Below are 15,598 nucleotides of genomic sequence, written 5' to 3'. Positions count from 1 at the left end.
TTGGGCACCTTCTCCCCATGTCTGGGGAGAAGGGAAAAGTAAGGACGTTATTTGGAAGAGACGATTACTCTAGCAGCCCGAATAACTCGTCCATTTAATTCATATCCTTTTTGGAACACATTTAAAACGGTATTGGGTTCAGCGTCCTTACTTGGTTGCATCGATATTGCTTCGTGTCGCTCAGGATTGAAAACCTCACCAACTGGGTCTATTTGAACTACCCCCTGTTTTTCCAAGGCATCAAGGAATACTTTCATTGTTAACTCAAGTCCTTCTTGCATGGCGGTATCTTCATTTTCAATGGCGAGCTGTAGCGCTTGTTCAAGGCTATCTATCACGGGGAGTAAGGATTCAATCAGTTTAGATGTTCCAAATTTATGCGCTCGTTCAACATCTCTTTCAGCTTGTCGACGCACATTTTCTAATTCCGCTTTAGCACGAATGGCTGCGTCCCAGTTTTCTTGAACTCTTTGTTCGGTTTCGAATAGTTTTTCTTCAAGCGCTTCATAGTCAGGGTGTTCAAGGGCACCACGAATTGTTGGTTCACGTTCTTTAGAATTTGGATCGTGTTGGGTGGAGTCATCTTCCTTATTCGCATCGATGGTTTGCTCATTTTCTTCATTTTCAGCTTTAAATTTTGCCCAGTCTTTTGGCTCATTGGTCATCTTTTTCTACTCCATATCAGACTTAAATAATATGCATTTGGGGGTAATATTTTGATTTTCAAGTGGTGTTTTGCCTTTTTTTGACCTAAAATTCTGATATCTTAATTTAGATAGATAAATAAAAAATGAAAGAGTGGACTCCGACAAGCTGGCAATCAAAGCCCTACGAACAATCTGCGAGTTATCCTGATGAGCAACAGTTAGACATTGTTGTTAATAAACTAAGTCAGCTGCCACCACTGGTGACTAGTGGTGAGGTAAAGCGATTAAAAACAGAAATAGCTATGGCTGGAAAGGGGAAAGCGTTTATTTTACAAGGCGGCGATTGTGCAGAGCAATTTAATGAATGCCGCTCGGATATTATTAGTAATAAATTGAAAATATTGTTGCAGATGAGTTTGGTGTTATTGCATGGACTGCGAAAACCAATCATTCGAGTGGGTCGAATAGCAGGTCAATACGCTAAGCCGCGTTCTTCTGATTTTGAAACGGTGGATGGCGTCACACTGCCTAGCTATCGTGGCGACCTAGTTAATTCTCCTGAATTTACAGCCGAAGCACGCCGACCTAATCCAAAGCTACTTTTACAAGGCTACAGCTGTAGTGCAATGACCCTTAATTTTATCCGCAGTTTGTTAGATGGTGGATTTGCAGATCTGCATGATCCCCACAAATGGGATTTGAGCTTTGTCAATCATTCAAAACAAGCGGATCGCTATTTTCAAATTGTAAAGTCTATTACTGATTCACTTGAGTTTTTAGAAGCCATTGACGGACTGCGTAGCAGTAACCTTCATAAGGTTGATTTTTATACATCGCACGAAGCCTTGCATCTTCATTATGAACAAGGTTTAACGAGAAAACTAAAAGATGGCCGTTGGTATGACTTATCCACGCATCTACCCTGGATAGGTATGCGCACAGCAAAAATGAATGGCGCTCACGTTGAATTTATACGCGGAATTGATAATCCTATTGGCATAAAGATTGGTCCAAGCGCTGACCCCAAAGAGGTCGTTGAATTGGTACAGTATATTAATCCAAGAAATGAGGAAGGACGCGTTTTGTTAATTTCGAGAATGGGGAATAGCAAGATTAAAGAGTGCTTACCTCCCTTTATTGAAGCGATCAACCAGCAGAAAACACCGGTTACCTGGTCTTGCGATCCAATGCATGGGAACACAGAACAAACAGAAGATGGCATTAAAACACGGCATTTTGATAAAATTCAGGGAGAGTTATATAAAGCGGTAGAAATTCATCGTGCACATCATTCCAATCTAGGCGGGGTACACTTTGAATTAACGGGAGATAATGTGACTGAATGTATTGGTGGCGCGCGCGGATTAAGCTCTTCTGACTTGAAGCATGCGTATCGGACCTTGGTGGATCCTCGTCTGAATTATGAACAATCTCTGGAAATGGCTTTAGGTTTAAGCCAGGCATTTCACACTCGTGACTAAAGTCTGGACTTTCGCTGCTTGCTCTAGTTGTTGGAAGAAGCAAACGGTGCTTAGAAAGTAATAATCTTTTTCCGTTTCGCTGATTGATATCTCTCTTTATGCTCAATATCGATATAGCGATCCGTTGTCGCACTTGAGCTATGTCCAGCGTCATCACGCACATGCTCGCGAGGGCGGTGTTTGACATCTTCCGAGATTCCGGTATGGCGAAGCCAGTGAACCGTTGCAGCCTGCAGGCTGTCTGCTTCTTCAGCGTCGCCATGTTGTCTTAATTGCATGGCTGCTAAATCAAAGCATTGTTGCACTAACCGACGTATGGGGGCTGTATCTGACATTGGACCGTGTCCTCGCACTCTTGGTATCAAAGGACTATTATCTGCAGCTGAAGGGAGGGGGGGCAGACCTAGAAAAATACGCCATCGCGCAAGCGCGGACATAACATCGTCGCTAACAGCAATTTGTCGCTGCTTATTACCTTTCCCGACAGTTGTAAACCACCAAAAACCGTTACTATCTTTAGAGAAATCATTCATTGTTGGAACCCAGCGATCGGTCGCTGTGAGCTCTGATATACGCAAATACAAGCCAAACAAAAGGTTGATAATAAAGCGGGTACGTTCATGCAATTCTGGATTTTCACTAGCAAGGTTCTCGGCTGCTTGCCATACAGAACGCCATTGATTATCTGATAGCCGTCTCACAGGCGCATTGTGCTGTTGTTTGCGAATAAATTTACTCTTCTGGCGGATTAATGATACGGGATTGGTGGCTAAATACTCTTCCGCAATCAAAAAATTAAAAAAAGTGCTTAAAATGGCAAGTATTTCTTGAACAGCGCCTTGAGATAACTGATAGGCTTCTATGGAAGGTTGCGCACCTTGTTTTCTTGCTGATTTGCTAATCGTAACGGTGTAAGGACGCCAATCTTCATTAGGTACCCGTAGCCCGCCCTTATTTTTATAGCGAGGAACCTTTTTAGTATTGATCCAGGGTTTTGGCGGAGACTGGCAAAACCGGATGAAGGCCTCAATGTCTTCCTTTTTTAAATCGTTGAGACGCTTATTGGCAATATGCCATGTCCATTGCAATAGACGTTCTGATTCTCGGCGATAACTATTGAATGTTCCCAGTGACCCTGTATAACTTCGCAAAAAATTCAGCGTATATCGAAAATCATCATAGCAATTAGGAGAAGGCAAGATAACATGTTGATCATTTTTGTTTAGATGATTGATGTTATCGAACAAAGGTAGAATTTTTTTCATGGGTTTTTTGGGGCCTATGTTAGTGATTTCCCTTAGAGGGTTTGTTGACGACGGAATAGGGTACGTATTTGCCGTCAATAGTTAACTCAATTATTACTCGTTTTTAAGTGGAAATAAATTTTTTTTTAAATATTCTTGACGTTAAATAGCGGAAAGCTTATCATTTGGCCTCTGTCTTAGGGACGGGTATGCGGGGTGTAGCGCAGTCTGGTAGCGCGTCTGCTTTGGGAGCAGAATGTCGGGGGTTCGAATCCCTCCACCCCGACCAATGTTGCGCCCGTAGCTCATCTGGATAGAGCATCGGCCTTCTAAGCCGAGGGTAGCAGGTTCGAATCCTGCCGGGCGTGCCAGCCTTTCAGGGTTCATGAAAATAATGGTGAGCGTAGCTCAGTTGGTAGAGCCCCGGGTTGTGATCCCGGTTGTCGTGGGTTCGAGTCCCATCGTTCACCCCATTATTATAGAATTGATTTGTTACAAACAATTTGTCAGAGTACCAAAATCAGTAATACTGATATATAATGCCAACCAGTTAGCGAAAGTGGCGGAATTGGTAGACGCGCTGGATTTAGGTTCCAGTGGGGTAACCTGTGAGAGTTCGAGTCTCTCCTTTCGCACCAAATTCTTACACAGACAAATCCAAGAGGTGAATCGATGCAAGTTTCGGTTGAAACGTTAAATGGCTTAGAACGGAAGGTAACCGTTTCAGTCCCAGCAAAAGAAGTTGACAACATGGTAAATAGCCAGTTAAAAGAACTGGCCAAAAAAGTCAAATTAGATGGTTTCCGTCCTGGGAAAGCCCCCTTGAATATTGTTAAACAGCGTTTTCTTACGAACGTCCATCTTGATGTTATGGAAAAAATGGTTCGAGAAACTTTATTCAAAGCAATCGATCAATCTGAATTAAAGCCAGCAGCCTATCCCAGCATAGAACCTGAACAAATTAAGTCGGGTGAAGACTTCACTTACCATGCATTATTTGAAATTCTGCCTGAAGTTGAAGTTCGTGATTTGGGTGGCGCAAAAGTTGAAGTGATCAAATCAAACGTGAGCGATAAAGATCTCGACCTAATGATGGAAAAACTTCGAGAACAACATAAAGAATGGAAAGAAGTTAAACGCAAATCAAAGAAAGGCGATAAAGTTGAAATTAACTTCGAAGGATTTATTGGCGATGAAGCATTTGAAGGTGGCAAAGCCAGTAACTTTGAGTTAGAGCTGGGCTCAGACTCGATGATTCCAGGCTTTGAGAAAGGAATCATCGGCCATAAAGCAGGGGATTCTTTTGATATTGAAGTGACTTTCCCAGAACAGTATCATCAGAAAAATTTGGCAGGAAAGAATGCGCGTTTTGCGATCGAATTAGTTAATGTGTTTGACCCAAAACTGCCTGAATTAGACGATGCCTTTGCAGAAAAGTTTGGTATTAAAACAGGTGGAGTCGAAGCACTTAAAGAAGACATTCAAAAAAATATGGTTAGAGAGCTAGACAGACGGCTATCAGAGATGAACCGTGATAAAATTTTTGATGTATTCCTTGAAGCGAATACGATTGATGTGCCAAAATCATTAGTTGACAATGAAATTGAGCAGTTAAAAAAAGATATGTTGCATCGGATATTTGGTCATGAGCAAACCAATAAGAAATTGCCTGACTTACCCAGCGATATGTTTAAAGACCAAGCAGAAAAACGCGTTAAGCTTGGTTTATTGTTTGCTGAGTATGTGAAGAAGTTTGAAGTGGAACCCACCGATGAGCAAGTTAATGAGAAAATAGATACACTTGCTGATGCCTATGAAGATCCCGATGCATTTAAGAAACATTACAAGGGTGATAAAACGCAGTTTGACAATATTCGTTCGTTAGTCGTGGAAGAGCTCGTTGCGGAAAAGTTATTAGAATCAGCAAAAAAGGTAGAGAAGAAATTGGATTACGATGCTGTTATGAATCCTAAAAATACCCAGGCAGAACAGGGAGAATAGTAATGCCGATGAACCATGATGAAGTAATTCGCAATGCCAGCGGTCTTGTTCCAATGGTTGTGGAACAAACCTCTCGGGGAGAACGATCCTACGATATTTATTCTCGATTACTAAAAGAACGAATTATCTTTTTATTAGGTGAAGTGGAAGACCATATGGCCAACTTAGTAGTTGCCCAGATGTTATTTCTCGAATCGGAAAATCCCGAAAAAGATATTTATCTATACATCAACTCGCCGGGAGGCGTTGTAACGGCTGGTCTTGCTATCTACGATACGATGCAGTTTATCAAGCCGGATGTCAGCACGCTGTGTATTGGTCAAGCCGCAAGTGCGGCTGCATTATTGCTCTGTGCCGGTGCGGATGAAAAGCGATTTTGCCTACCCAACGCACGGGTTATGATACACCAACCGTTAGGTGGTTATCGTGGCCAAGCAACAGACATTGAAATCCATGCTAGAGAGACATTAGCCGTCCGTGAAAAACTCAATAATATTATGGCTCACCATACACGTAAAACTCCCGATCAAATCATGCGTGATACCGAGCGGGATAATTTTATGAGCGCATCCCAGGCGGTCGAGTATGGCCTGGCCGATAAAGTTTTGTATAACCGAGCGGATGGATCTTCATCCAATAGCTAAACTAATTAATTTATCGCTATTAAGCCTGCTTTTCGCAGGCTTTTTAATTTCCTAGGATCTGATTTTATAAGCTAATTGGAAACATAGATCGTCCATAGTGTTTATACATCCTGAAGACGTTTCTATGCGCTTAGGTAAGAATAGAGAATTTTCTTGCAATTTAGACTTTAAATATTTTTTCAAGCCCATATATGGGGAAATACAATTTGGAATATGATAATATGCAAATCTTGCTATAATAAAATTAGAATTTAGTGGCGTGTATTACTGCAATAGACTTGCATATCCTAATTCTTGCTATTATTCAGAGTTCATTTGATGGTTAATGACAGCGATGGATCAATGACAATGAGGTTGATCGAGTTTGTCATACCACCGAAGCGTTTATAGGGGTTTTAATCATGAGTAAAGATGGGGACGGAAAAAATGAAAAGGTACTGTATTGTTCCTTTTGTGGTAAAAGCCAACATGAGGTAAAAAAACTAATTGCCGGACCATCCGTATTTGTTTGTGATGAATGTGTTGAATTATGTAATGACATTATTCGTGAAGGCGCAGAAGAAATTACATCAGAAGAAGCGCAAGTTGAATTGCCAAAGCCGAAAGAAATTGCTTCCTTTTTGGATGGATATGTCATCGGTCAAGAGCATGCTAAGAAAGTGTTATCTGTTGCCGTATATAACCACTATAAGCGACTGAAGCATAAAGGGGATGATGGCGTCGAATTAAGTAAGAGTAATATCTTACTGATTGGGCCAACAGGTAGTGGTAAAACGTTATTAGCTCAAACATTAGCTCGAATGCTTAATGTACCTTTCACTATGGCTGATGCAACGACGTTAACAGAAGCAGGTTATGTGGGGGAAGACGTCGAAAACATCATTCAAAAATTATTGCAAAAATGTGATTACGACCTTGATAGAGCACAGCAGGGCATCGTGTACATTGATGAAATCGATAAAATTTCAAGAAAATCGGAAAACCCATCGATTACCAGGGACGTGTCCGGTGAAGGTGTTCAGCAGGCTTTGCTCAAGTTGATTGAAGGGACTGTTGCTTCAGTACCCCCTCAAGGTGGTAGGAAACATCCTCAGCAAGAATTTTTACAAGTCGATACCTCCAATATTTTGTTCATCTGTGGCGGTGCCTTTTCTGGCTTAGAAAAAATTATCCAAAATCGCAGTGACAAATCAGGTATCGGGTTTGCTGCTAGTTTGAAACAGATGGAAAGCGATGAACAAAAGCAGATGCTGCTTGATCAGCTAGAAGCAGATGACCTAATCAAATATGGGTTGATTCCAGAGTTTGTAGGACGTTTACCGGTTGTGACTAGTTTACATGCGCTGGATGAAGAAGCCTTAATTGAAATCCTGACTAAACCCAAAAATGCGTTAACAAAGCAGTTTATCTCTTTGTTTGAAATGGAAGGCGTTGAGTTAGAATTCCGCGAAGAAGCGTTAACTGCGATTGCCAAAAAAGCTTTGGAAAGAAAAATTGGCGCCAGAGGATTGCGTTCAATTTTAGAAAACGTACTATTAGATACAATGTATGAGCTTCCAACACTGCAAGGTGTCCATAAAGTTGTGGTTGACGAAAGTGCTGTTTTAAATCGATCAAAACCCATTCTGATATATGAAGAAGAAGAGGTTAAAAAACCTATCGCAAAAACAAGTAAATAGAAACGACCTGAGGAACCCACCAAATAGATTGGTGGGGAGCAAATAGTAAGAAATGAAGTTAGATTTATCTCATTTGCAACCCTATGATAACTATCGGGACGGTTCCAAATATACAATTAACGTTGCTCTACCTTATTAATTGAAAATAACAAAAGGGTAATATATGACAACTGCTACTGAAATTGCTGAACAAGAGCAAGATTACTCTCAGCCTCTTCCTGTTTTACCACTAAGAGATGTTGTTATTTTTCCGCACATGGTGATACCTCTATTTGTTGGCCGCGAAAAGTCAATTCAAGCGCTTGAGGCTGCCATGCTGGATAATAAGCAAATTTTTCTTGTTTCACAAAGAAAATCAAGCCTTGACGATCCCTCTCCTTCCGATATTTATACAATTGGCACCATATCCAGCGTATTACAGATGCTAAAACTGCCCGATGGCACCGTTAAAGTTTTGGTCGAAGGAGAAACACGTGCGAAGGCTGTTTCTTACTCCCAAGAAAAAGAATATATTGAAGCCGTGCTTGAGCCTATTAAAGACATAAGTAAATCGATGAGTGAGCAGGAGATTGAAATTATCATGCGTGCACTCATGTCTCAATTTGAACAATACATCAAGTTGAATAAGAAGTTGCCGCCTGAAGTGCTAGGAACCCTTGCAAGCATTGAAGAACCCAGCCGACTGGCTGACTCCATTGCGGCCCATCTGATTTTAAAAGTAGAAGATAAGCAGGAAATTCTGGAAATCCAAGATTTTGGTGAACGTTTGAAACGCCTTATGGCTGTTATTGAAGGTGAGATAGACCTATTACAAGTTGAAAAACGTGTACGAGGCCGTGTAAAAAGGCAAATGGAAAAAAGCCAACGGGAGTACTATCTTAATGAACAAATGAAAGCTATCCAAAAAGAATTGGGCGAAATCAACGAGGAAGGGAATGAGATTGAGCAGCTCGAGAAATCGATAGCCAAAGCTGGCATGCCAAAAGATGCTAAAGAAAAATCATTAGCCGAACTTAATAAGCTTAAAATGATGTCTCAAATGTCAGCAGAGGCGACTGTGGTTCGCAACTATTTGGATTGGATGCTAAGTGTTCCCTGGAAGAAAAAAAGCAAAATTCAATATGATTTAAAGCAAGCGGAAAAAGTGCTTGATCAGGATCATTATGGTCTTGAGAAGGTTAAAGAACGGATAATTGAGTATTTGGCTGTTCAACAACGCGTGAAGCGTCTAAAAGGCCCCATTTTATGTCTTGTTGGACCACCAGGTGTTGGTAAGACCTCCCTGGGTCAATCGATTGCTAATGCAACCGGTAGAAAGTTCATTCGCATTGCTTTAGGTGGCGTTAGAGATGAAGCAGAAATTCGTGGTCATCGACGAACCTATATTGGTTCGATGCCGGGAAAGATCATTCAAAAGTTATGCAAAGCCAAAGTAAAAAATCCGCTTATCATGTTGGATGAAGTCGATAAAATGGCGATGGATTTTCGCGGTGATCCAGCATCTGCGTTATTAGAAGTACTTGATCCTGAACAAAACAATACGTTTAGCGACCATTATCTAGAAGTGGATTATGATTTGAGTGATGTGATGTTTATTGCCACGGCCAATTCCTTGGAAATTCCAGCGCCCTTGTTAGACCGGATGGAAGTCATAAGATTGGCGGGTTATACCGAAGATGAAAAAGTTCATATTTCAGAAAGACATCTTGTTCCAAAACAACGCGAGCTGAATGGTCTAAAAGAAGAGGAGATTACAATCTCTGAAAAAGCTGTCCGTGATATAATTCGAAATTATACCCGGGAAGCTGGGGTTCGTAATCTTGAAAGAGATATTGCAACCATTTGCCGCAAAGTTGTCAGAGACATCTTAAAAAGTAAAAAAGTCAAACACGCGCGGGTCACTCACACGAATATCAATAAATACTTGGGTGTTAAAAAGTTTCGATATGGTTTGGCCGAGCAAATGGACCGTATTGGTATGGTAACAGGTCTTGCATGGACAAGTGTTGGTGGTGAGCTGTTAACAATTGAAGCTTCCAAAATGCCTGGGTCGGGAAAAACCATTCAAACGGGGCAACTAGGTGATGTTATGAAGGAGTCCATACAGGCTGCAACCACCGTTGTTCGTTCCAGGGCCGCACAATTTGATTTAAAACCCGATTTTTATGAGCATAGCGAGTTCCATATTCATGTTCCTGAAGGAGCGACGCCGAAGGATGGTCCCAGTGCTGGCATTGGAATGTGCACAGCATTAGTATCCGTAGTAACACAAATTCCAGTGAGAGCGGATGTTGCCATGACAGGCGAAATCACTTTACGGGGCGATGTGTTGCCAATCGGCGGTTTAAAGGAAAAACTTTTAGCAGCCCATCGAGGCGGGATAAAGCACGTTCTTATCCCTTATGAAAATGAAAAGGACCTAGAAGAGATACCTCAAAACATTTTGCGGCAGTTAAAAATACATCCCGTTAGAACGATTGAGCAGGTGCTTGAGTTGGCTTTGGTAAGCAATCCGGTTAAGAATAAGGCAGAGAATGCGAAAAGTGCTGCTATTTCGGGAAAAAATCGAAAAAAAACCATGAATAAGGATTTACACGCGCATTAAAAACAGATATATTTTTTAACGTTGCCCAGCATTATTGGGCAAGGCAGGGATGTTGAACTTGAGATCAAGAGAAACCCTTCTTTTGACTGAGTAACTACTTAACTGGATAGAGGTTAAAATGAAAAAAAGTGAACTAATTGATGCAATCGCAAGAGCGACAGGTGAAACTAAAGCTTGCGTAAGTAAAGTGTTAGATATGTTTGTAAAAACTTCCATAGATGAGTTGAAATCAGGTGGACAAGTAGTTATTCCTGGTTTTGTTTCTATGTCAACAACAACTCGTTCTGCTAGAACTGGACGAAATCCACAGACTGGCGCTTCCATTAAGATTCCTGCGGCTCGTGTACCAAAAATCAAAGCAGGTAAGAACTTAAAGGATGCTGTTCAACAAGGCTAATACTGTTGGGTACTTAGCTCAGCTGGTAGAGCATCGCCCTTACAAGGCGAGGGTCGCAGGTTCGATCCCTGCAGTACCCACCAAGGCTTGGAGTGGTAGTTCAGCTGGTTAGAATACCGGCCTGTCACGCCGGGGGTCGCGGGTTCGAGTCCCGTCCACTCCGCCACACAACGCGCTCTTAATGAGCGCGTTTTTTTTTTGATAACAAGTTAGGTCTTTCCCATAATCTTAAATTATTCACTAAACTGTATGTCAATTCTTATAAGCTCATGAGGACAAGCGCGATATGGGAAAATTGCTTGGATTTAAATATCCTTCACAAATTTTCAAAAACTCATTGACATCGATCCGAAGATTTCATAAGATTGCGCCTTCGACACATTTCGCATGATGGTTATGCAAATGGGTGCTTAGCTCAGCTGGTAGAGCATCGCCCTTACAAGGCGAGGGTCGCAGGTTCGATCCCTGCAGCACCCACCAAAAATGGAGTGGTAGTTCAGTTGGTTAGAATACCGGCCTGTCACGCCGGGGGTCGCGGGTTCGAGTCCCGTCCACTCCGCCAACTACCTTAATATCAACACACAGATTGATACCTGTGATCATACTCTCGGCTTTGAATAGGTTACAGTCCCATGGAATAGTGACAGTATTACCCAAGCCCTTTTCATTTAAGAATACGAAAAGTACTTGATACGATGGTATCATTATGACACTATAGGCAAATTTACAGGATTGGTAAAAAACATCTATCCTTTTCCTTCTCCTCAAACCTGGGGAAAAGGTACCATAAAGGGAATTAGGGGACACCCTGAGTGCCAAAATGTGAAAAACAAACTATTTAAACGGATACTGTCATGCTACAAAAGCTAAATGAACGTGTAAAAGGCGTTGTTGCTTGGATAATTGTTATTTTGATTGCTTTCACTTTTACGTTATTTGGAATTGATTATTATCTGCAATCGCGAAACTATTCAGATAGTGTACTCGAGGTGGATGGGGTCAAATTATCAAAACAAGAATTTGAAATATATTATCGCCGAGCACGGCAGCAAATTGATCTTTCTACTTTGACAAAGAAAAAAGAGCAAGAGTTGAAAGATCAAATAATGCAGGATATCGTCAATAAGCAAGTGGCGCTATCTTCGGCTGAGAAAAATGGATTTTATGTCGATGCCCAACAAGCGAATGCGGCAATACTCGCTATCCCCCAATTTCAAGAAGATGGTAAATTTTCGACAGCCCTATATCAACAAGCTTTATCTTCTGCAATGTATACACCAGAGAGCTTTCAACAAGAGGTACGTCAAGGTTTGCTGATGAATCAACAACGATTCGCATTTATGGGCACAGAATTTGCACTTCCCTATGAAGTTAATCGGTTCATAAAATTATATTATCAGCAACGAGACTATGATTATCTTGTCATCCCTGTTAAATCGTTTCTCGATGATCAAAACGTATCTGCGCAAGAGGCGAAACAATACTATGATGCGCATCAATCTGAATTCTTAAATCCTGAACAAATCAGTGTGAAATATATTCTTTTATCACTAGCAAAAGAACGCCAAGCACAAGATAAAATTATATCAGATAAGCAGGTAAGGGCTTATTATGAAGAGAATAAACAGAACTTTATAGAGCCCGCTAAATGGCAGGTTGCTCGTATTCTAATTGCTTCAGATGATGCCAACGCCGTTAAAAGTAAGGAAAAGGCTGAAGAAATTGCAAAACAAGCTCAAACAAATCCTGAGCAGTTTGATGCATTGAAAGCGAAATACACAGACGATAAATTAGCATTAACCAAAGATAATGGGTTGCCTTGGATTACAGCGGGTCAAGGTGATTTGGGTAAAGTTCTTATGCACTTGAAAACGATTGGCCAAGTCAGTGCCCCCGTTAAAACAAAGTATGGGTATGAAATATTCCAAGTTAAAAATTATACTCCAGCAAGTGCCAAGCCTTATGAAGATGTTTCATCCTTGCTTCGCCAGCAATTGGTCAATACAAAAGCGGAGAAACGCTTTAATGAAAAACTGGAATCACTGACTGACTTAACCTTCCAGACCCCGGATAGTTTAGACGCCGCTGCAAAATCAGTATCGGAGCCTCTTTTAGAAACATCATTTTTCACCCGAAAAGGGGGAAGCGAGGCGATAACGAAGCATCAACAATTGATTCAATCAGCCTTCAGTCATGATGTATTAGATTTAGGTAATAACAGTGAACTAATACAAATAGATGGCGATACGATTGTATTTCTTCGCATTAAGGAGCATAAACCTGCCACGGAAAAATCATTTGATGCGGTCGCGCCTATGATTAACGCCAAATTGCGCCAGCAAAAAGCAGAAAAGTTTGTACGAACACTTGGACAGTCGTTTGTTGAAGGTAAAATCTCTGCTGAGAAACTAGCATCCCTGCTGAAACAGTCAAAACTTGATTGGAAAGAACAGAAAAATGTGGCACGTGAATCCGATACAGTCCCTGCGAATGTCAATCATTTGGCTTTTATGATTCAATCCATTAATCGTATGGCTGGAAAGTCCATTGCTAATCAGGGCTATTTGATAGTTAGACTGACTGCTATCCATCCTGGTAAGAAAGCGACGGTTGATGTCGAGCAGCGAAATTCCTTAAGGCAACAACTTGAATCGAACCTCGGTATCATGGCTTACGATCTATACATTAACGGATTAATCTATAACGCCAAGGTTGATAGCCATATTAATAGCAGTATTTAGGAAACGTCCGTAAGCGATCACTCTGATAAATAGGCTAGCAATTTTACAAAAATAGTACTAAAATAGTACTAGATAGATAATGAATTTTTCTACACGTTGTTAGTGTTATTTTGGTTTCATCAAAGATCACATTAATAGAGGCAGTTATCCCAAGGAACGACGTTCCCTATTTTGCATATTGTCTACTTCGATCATTGGCATGTTATAACCCAAATTAAGACTAAATTAGTACTAGATTATTTTGCCTGGAGGTGTTATGCTCCGCATCAGTAAATTAGCTGACTATGGAACCGTCGTGATGGTTTATTTAGCTAATAACCAACAGCAGTTATTGAATGCCAGAGCAATTTCAGAAGCAACTAAATTAGCGGTGCCCACAGTTAGTAAAATTTTAAAACTACTAGCGACGGCTGGCTTACTTCGTTCAGAGCGAGGTGTTGCCGGTGGCTATCAATTAATAAGAGCTGCTAATGAAATCTCAATTGCTGACATTATTTATGCCGTGGAAGAACAGCGGGGTTTAACGTCATGTAGCGTCTCGCACGGTGATTGTGCGATTGAGCCGTATTGTGTCATTCAAGGTAATTGGCGCTTGATAAGCCGAGCGATTGAAACAGCGCTTGAAGGCGTAACGCTAGCAGAGCTTGCTAAACCAGGTTTAAGAACCATTCAGGTAGATGGTATTCGAAGAATCGTAAGTGGAGAATATAGTGGTTAATAGTAATCAACACTTAAACACGCTCATATCACGAGAATATGAGCATGGTTTTGTCACAGATATTGATGTCGATACCTTTGAGCCAGGACTAAATGAAGATGTTATCCGACGTTTATCGGCAATAAAAAATGAGCCAGAATTCATGCTTGAATGGCGTTTACAAGCATTTCGCCACTGGCAGACAATGAAGCATCCTAACTGGTCTAGTGTGCATTACCCACCCATTGATTACCAAGCAATATCATATTACTCGGCACCTAAGAAAAAAGCAGACGGTCCAAAAAGCTTAGATGAAGTCGATCCTGAATTACTTCGTACATATGAAAAATTAGGAATCCCATTAAGAGAGCAAGAAATGCTTGCGGGCGTTGCAGTGGATGCTGTGTTTGATAGTGTCTCTGTTGCAACCACTTTTAAAGAAAAACTCGCTGAAGCCGGTGTTATTTTCTGCCCATTTTCAGAAGCTGTGCAAAAATATCCGGATTTAATCAAAAAATATTTGGGTTCAGTGGTTCCGTATCGCGATAATTTCTACGCTACTTTGAATTCAGCTGTGTTCAGTGATGGATCATTTGTTTACATCCCAGAAGGTGTGCGTTGCCCTATGGAACTATCGACTTATTTCCGCATTAATGCCGCTTCCACAGGCCAGTTCGAAAGAACGTTGATCATAGCCGATAAACGAAGTTATGTTTCCTATCTTGAAGGCTGTACAGCACCTATGCGAGACGAGAATCAACTCCATGCTGCCGTCGTTGAATTGGTTGCTTTAGACGATGCTCAGATTAAATATTCGACCGTTCAAAATTGGTATCCTGGTGATGAAGAAGGGAAGGGGGGTATTTATAATTTTGTAACCAAGCGAGGTGCTTGTAAAGGTAAGCGTTCGAAAATTTCATGGACGCAGATAGAAACTGGTTCAGCAATTACTTGGAAGTACCCCAGTGTTATTTTGCAAGGGGATCATTCCGTTGGTGAGTTTTACTCGGTTGCACTGACGAATCATTTCCAACAAGCCGATACAGGTACTAAGATGATTCATCTTGGAAAAAATACGCGTTCAACCATCATTTCTAAAGGAATTAGCGCAGGCCGATCCCACAATGCTTATCGTGGTCTAGTAAAAATAACTCCCAATGCCGATAATGCGCGTAATTTTACACAATGTGATTCCATGTTGATGGGTAGTGCCTGCTCAGCACATACATTCCCTTATATCGAAGCAAAAAATCCTAGTGCTAAAATTGAGCACGAAGCAACCACATCAAAAATTAGTGAAGAGCAGCTGTATTATTGCCAACAACGTGGCATTGATACAGAAGATGCGGTTTCAATGATAGTGAATGGGTTTTGTAAACAGGTGTTGAAAGAATTACCGATGGAGTTCGCTGTAGAGGCAACTAAGTTATTAGGTATTAGTTTAGAAGGGGCAGTAGGATAA

At 41.1% G+C, this 15,598-nt stretch carries 11 protein-coding genes and 8 tRNA genes; 17 read left to right on the top strand and 2 right to left on the bottom strand.

Annotation, left to right across the window (positions count from 1 at the left end; genetic code table 11):
• Positions 1-47 precede the first annotated feature (47 nt).
• Complete coding sequence (gene grpE / locus AB3348_RS02570) at positions 48-665, bottom strand: nucleotide exchange factor GrpE (protein ID WP_367605982.1); 618 nt, start codon at positions 663-665, stop codon at positions 48-50.
• Positions 666-790: 125 nt separating this feature from the next.
• Between grpE and AB3348_RS02565 the strand changes: the two genes are divergently transcribed.
• Entirely contained in the window at positions 791-2,128 is a 1,338-nt protein-coding gene (locus AB3348_RS02565; protein ID WP_367605981.1) for a 3-deoxy-7-phosphoheptulonate synthase class II, read from the top strand.
• Positions 2,129-2,178: 50 nt separating this feature from the next.
• Here the strand turns inward: AB3348_RS02565 and AB3348_RS02560 are convergent, their stop codons facing one another.
• On the bottom strand, positions 2,179-3,393 hold the full coding sequence (locus AB3348_RS02560; RefSeq protein WP_367605980.1) for a tyrosine-type recombinase/integrase: 1,215 nt from the start codon (positions 3,391-3,393) through the stop codon (positions 2,179-2,181).
• Between the two features lie 191 nt (positions 3,394-3,584).
• On the opposite strand from AB3348_RS02560, the gene AB3348_RS02555 reads away from it, so the two are divergent.
• The 16 genes from AB3348_RS02555 (at position 3,585) to sufB (ending at position 15,598) form a co-directional block, all read left to right on the top strand.
• Positions 3,585-3,661: transfer RNA gene (locus tag AB3348_RS02555), tRNA-Pro, on the top strand.
• Positions 3,662-3,666: 5 nt separating this feature from the next.
• Positions 3,667-3,743: transfer RNA gene (locus AB3348_RS02550), tRNA-Arg, on the top strand.
• 26 nt (positions 3,744-3,769) lie between these two features.
• Positions 3,770-3,845 (top strand) — tRNA-His (locus AB3348_RS02545).
• A gap of 80 nt (positions 3,846-3,925) precedes the next feature.
• Positions 3,926-4,010, top strand: a tRNA-Leu gene (locus tag AB3348_RS02540).
• A 34-nt stretch (positions 4,011-4,044) separates the two neighbouring features.
• Complete coding sequence (gene tig / locus AB3348_RS02535; RefSeq protein ID WP_367605979.1) at positions 4,045-5,373, top strand: trigger factor; 1,329 nt, start codon at positions 4,045-4,047, stop codon at positions 5,371-5,373.
• Between the two features lie 8 nt (positions 5,374-5,381).
• Positions 5,382-6,017, top strand: a complete 636-nt coding sequence (gene clpP, locus AB3348_RS02530; protein ID WP_367606196.1) for an ATP-dependent Clp endopeptidase proteolytic subunit ClpP — start codon at positions 5,382-5,384, stop codon at positions 6,015-6,017.
• A 401-nt stretch (positions 6,018-6,418) separates the two neighbouring features.
• Entirely contained in the window at positions 6,419-7,696 is a 1,278-nt protein-coding gene (clpX, locus tag AB3348_RS02525; protein WP_367605978.1) for an ATP-dependent Clp protease ATP-binding subunit ClpX, read from the top strand.
• 163 nt (positions 7,697-7,859) lie between these two features.
• Positions 7,860-10,301, top strand: a complete 2,442-nt coding sequence (lon, locus tag AB3348_RS02520) for an endopeptidase La (protein ID WP_367605977.1) — start codon at positions 7,860-7,862, stop codon at positions 10,299-10,301.
• Between the two features lie 118 nt (positions 10,302-10,419).
• Positions 10,420-10,698, top strand: a complete 279-nt coding sequence (locus tag AB3348_RS02515; protein ID WP_367605976.1) for an HU family DNA-binding protein — start codon at positions 10,420-10,422, stop codon at positions 10,696-10,698.
• Positions 10,699-10,705: 7 nt separating this feature from the next.
• Positions 10,706-10,781: transfer RNA gene (locus AB3348_RS02510), tRNA-Val, on the top strand.
• Positions 10,782-10,787: 6 nt separating this feature from the next.
• Positions 10,788-10,864, top strand: a tRNA-Asp gene (locus tag AB3348_RS02505).
• A gap of 238 nt (positions 10,865-11,102) precedes the next feature.
• A tRNA-Val gene (locus AB3348_RS02500) sits at positions 11,103-11,178 on the top strand.
• A 5-nt stretch (positions 11,179-11,183) separates the two neighbouring features.
• A tRNA-Asp gene (locus tag AB3348_RS02495) sits at positions 11,184-11,260 on the top strand.
• 292 nt (positions 11,261-11,552) lie between these two features.
• On the top strand, positions 11,553-13,439 hold the full coding sequence (locus tag AB3348_RS02490) for a SurA N-terminal domain-containing protein (protein ID WP_367605975.1): 1,887 nt from the start codon (positions 11,553-11,555) through the stop codon (positions 13,437-13,439).
• A 256-nt stretch (positions 13,440-13,695) separates the two neighbouring features.
• Positions 13,696-14,157: an SUF system Fe-S cluster assembly regulator gene (locus AB3348_RS02485; RefSeq protein ID WP_367605974.1), complete on the top strand. Its 462-nt coding sequence runs from the start codon at positions 13,696-13,698 to the stop codon at positions 14,155-14,157.
• Complete coding sequence (gene sufB, locus AB3348_RS02480; RefSeq protein ID WP_367605973.1) at positions 14,150-15,598, top strand: Fe-S cluster assembly protein SufB; 1,449 nt, start codon at positions 14,150-14,152, stop codon at positions 15,596-15,598. The genes AB3348_RS02485 and sufB overlap by 8 nt, the downstream gene beginning before the upstream one ends.

The sequence above is a fragment of the Legionella sp. W05-934-2 genome, assembly GCF_964199965.1.
Lineage (GTDB): Bacteria > Pseudomonadota > Gammaproteobacteria > Legionellales > Legionellaceae > JAFIFT01.
The sequence above is the reverse complement of the archived record's forward strand: the minus strand, read 5'-3'. Positions and strand labels throughout refer to the sequence as shown.

Excerpts from the sequence above, each read along its gene's own strand:
- grpE (WP_367605982.1), bottom strand. The coding sequence starts at position 665 with ATGACCAATGAGCCAAAAGACTGGGCAAAATTTAAAGCTGAAAATGAA.
- AB3348_RS02565 (WP_367605981.1), top strand. The coding sequence starts at position 791 with ATGAAAGAGTGGACTCCGACAAGCTGGCAATCAAAGCCCTACGAACAA.
- AB3348_RS02560 (WP_367605980.1), bottom strand. The coding sequence starts at position 3,393 with ATGAAAAAAATTCTACCTTTGTTCGATAACATCAATCATCTAAACAAA.
- tig (WP_367605979.1), top strand. The coding sequence starts at position 4,045 with ATGCAAGTTTCGGTTGAAACGTTAAATGGCTTAGAACGGAAGGTAACC.
- clpP (WP_367606196.1), top strand. The coding sequence starts at position 5,382 with ATGAACCATGATGAAGTAATTCGCAATGCCAGCGGTCTTGTTCCAATG.
- clpX (WP_367605978.1), top strand. The coding sequence starts at position 6,419 with ATGAGTAAAGATGGGGACGGAAAAAATGAAAAGGTACTGTATTGTTCC.
- lon (WP_367605977.1), top strand. The coding sequence starts at position 7,860 with ATGACAACTGCTACTGAAATTGCTGAACAAGAGCAAGATTACTCTCAG.
- AB3348_RS02515 (WP_367605976.1), top strand. The coding sequence starts at position 10,420 with ATGAAAAAAAGTGAACTAATTGATGCAATCGCAAGAGCGACAGGTGAA.
- AB3348_RS02490 (WP_367605975.1), top strand. The coding sequence starts at position 11,553 with ATGCTACAAAAGCTAAATGAACGTGTAAAAGGCGTTGTTGCTTGGATA.
- AB3348_RS02485 (WP_367605974.1), top strand. The coding sequence starts at position 13,696 with ATGCTCCGCATCAGTAAATTAGCTGACTATGGAACCGTCGTGATGGTT.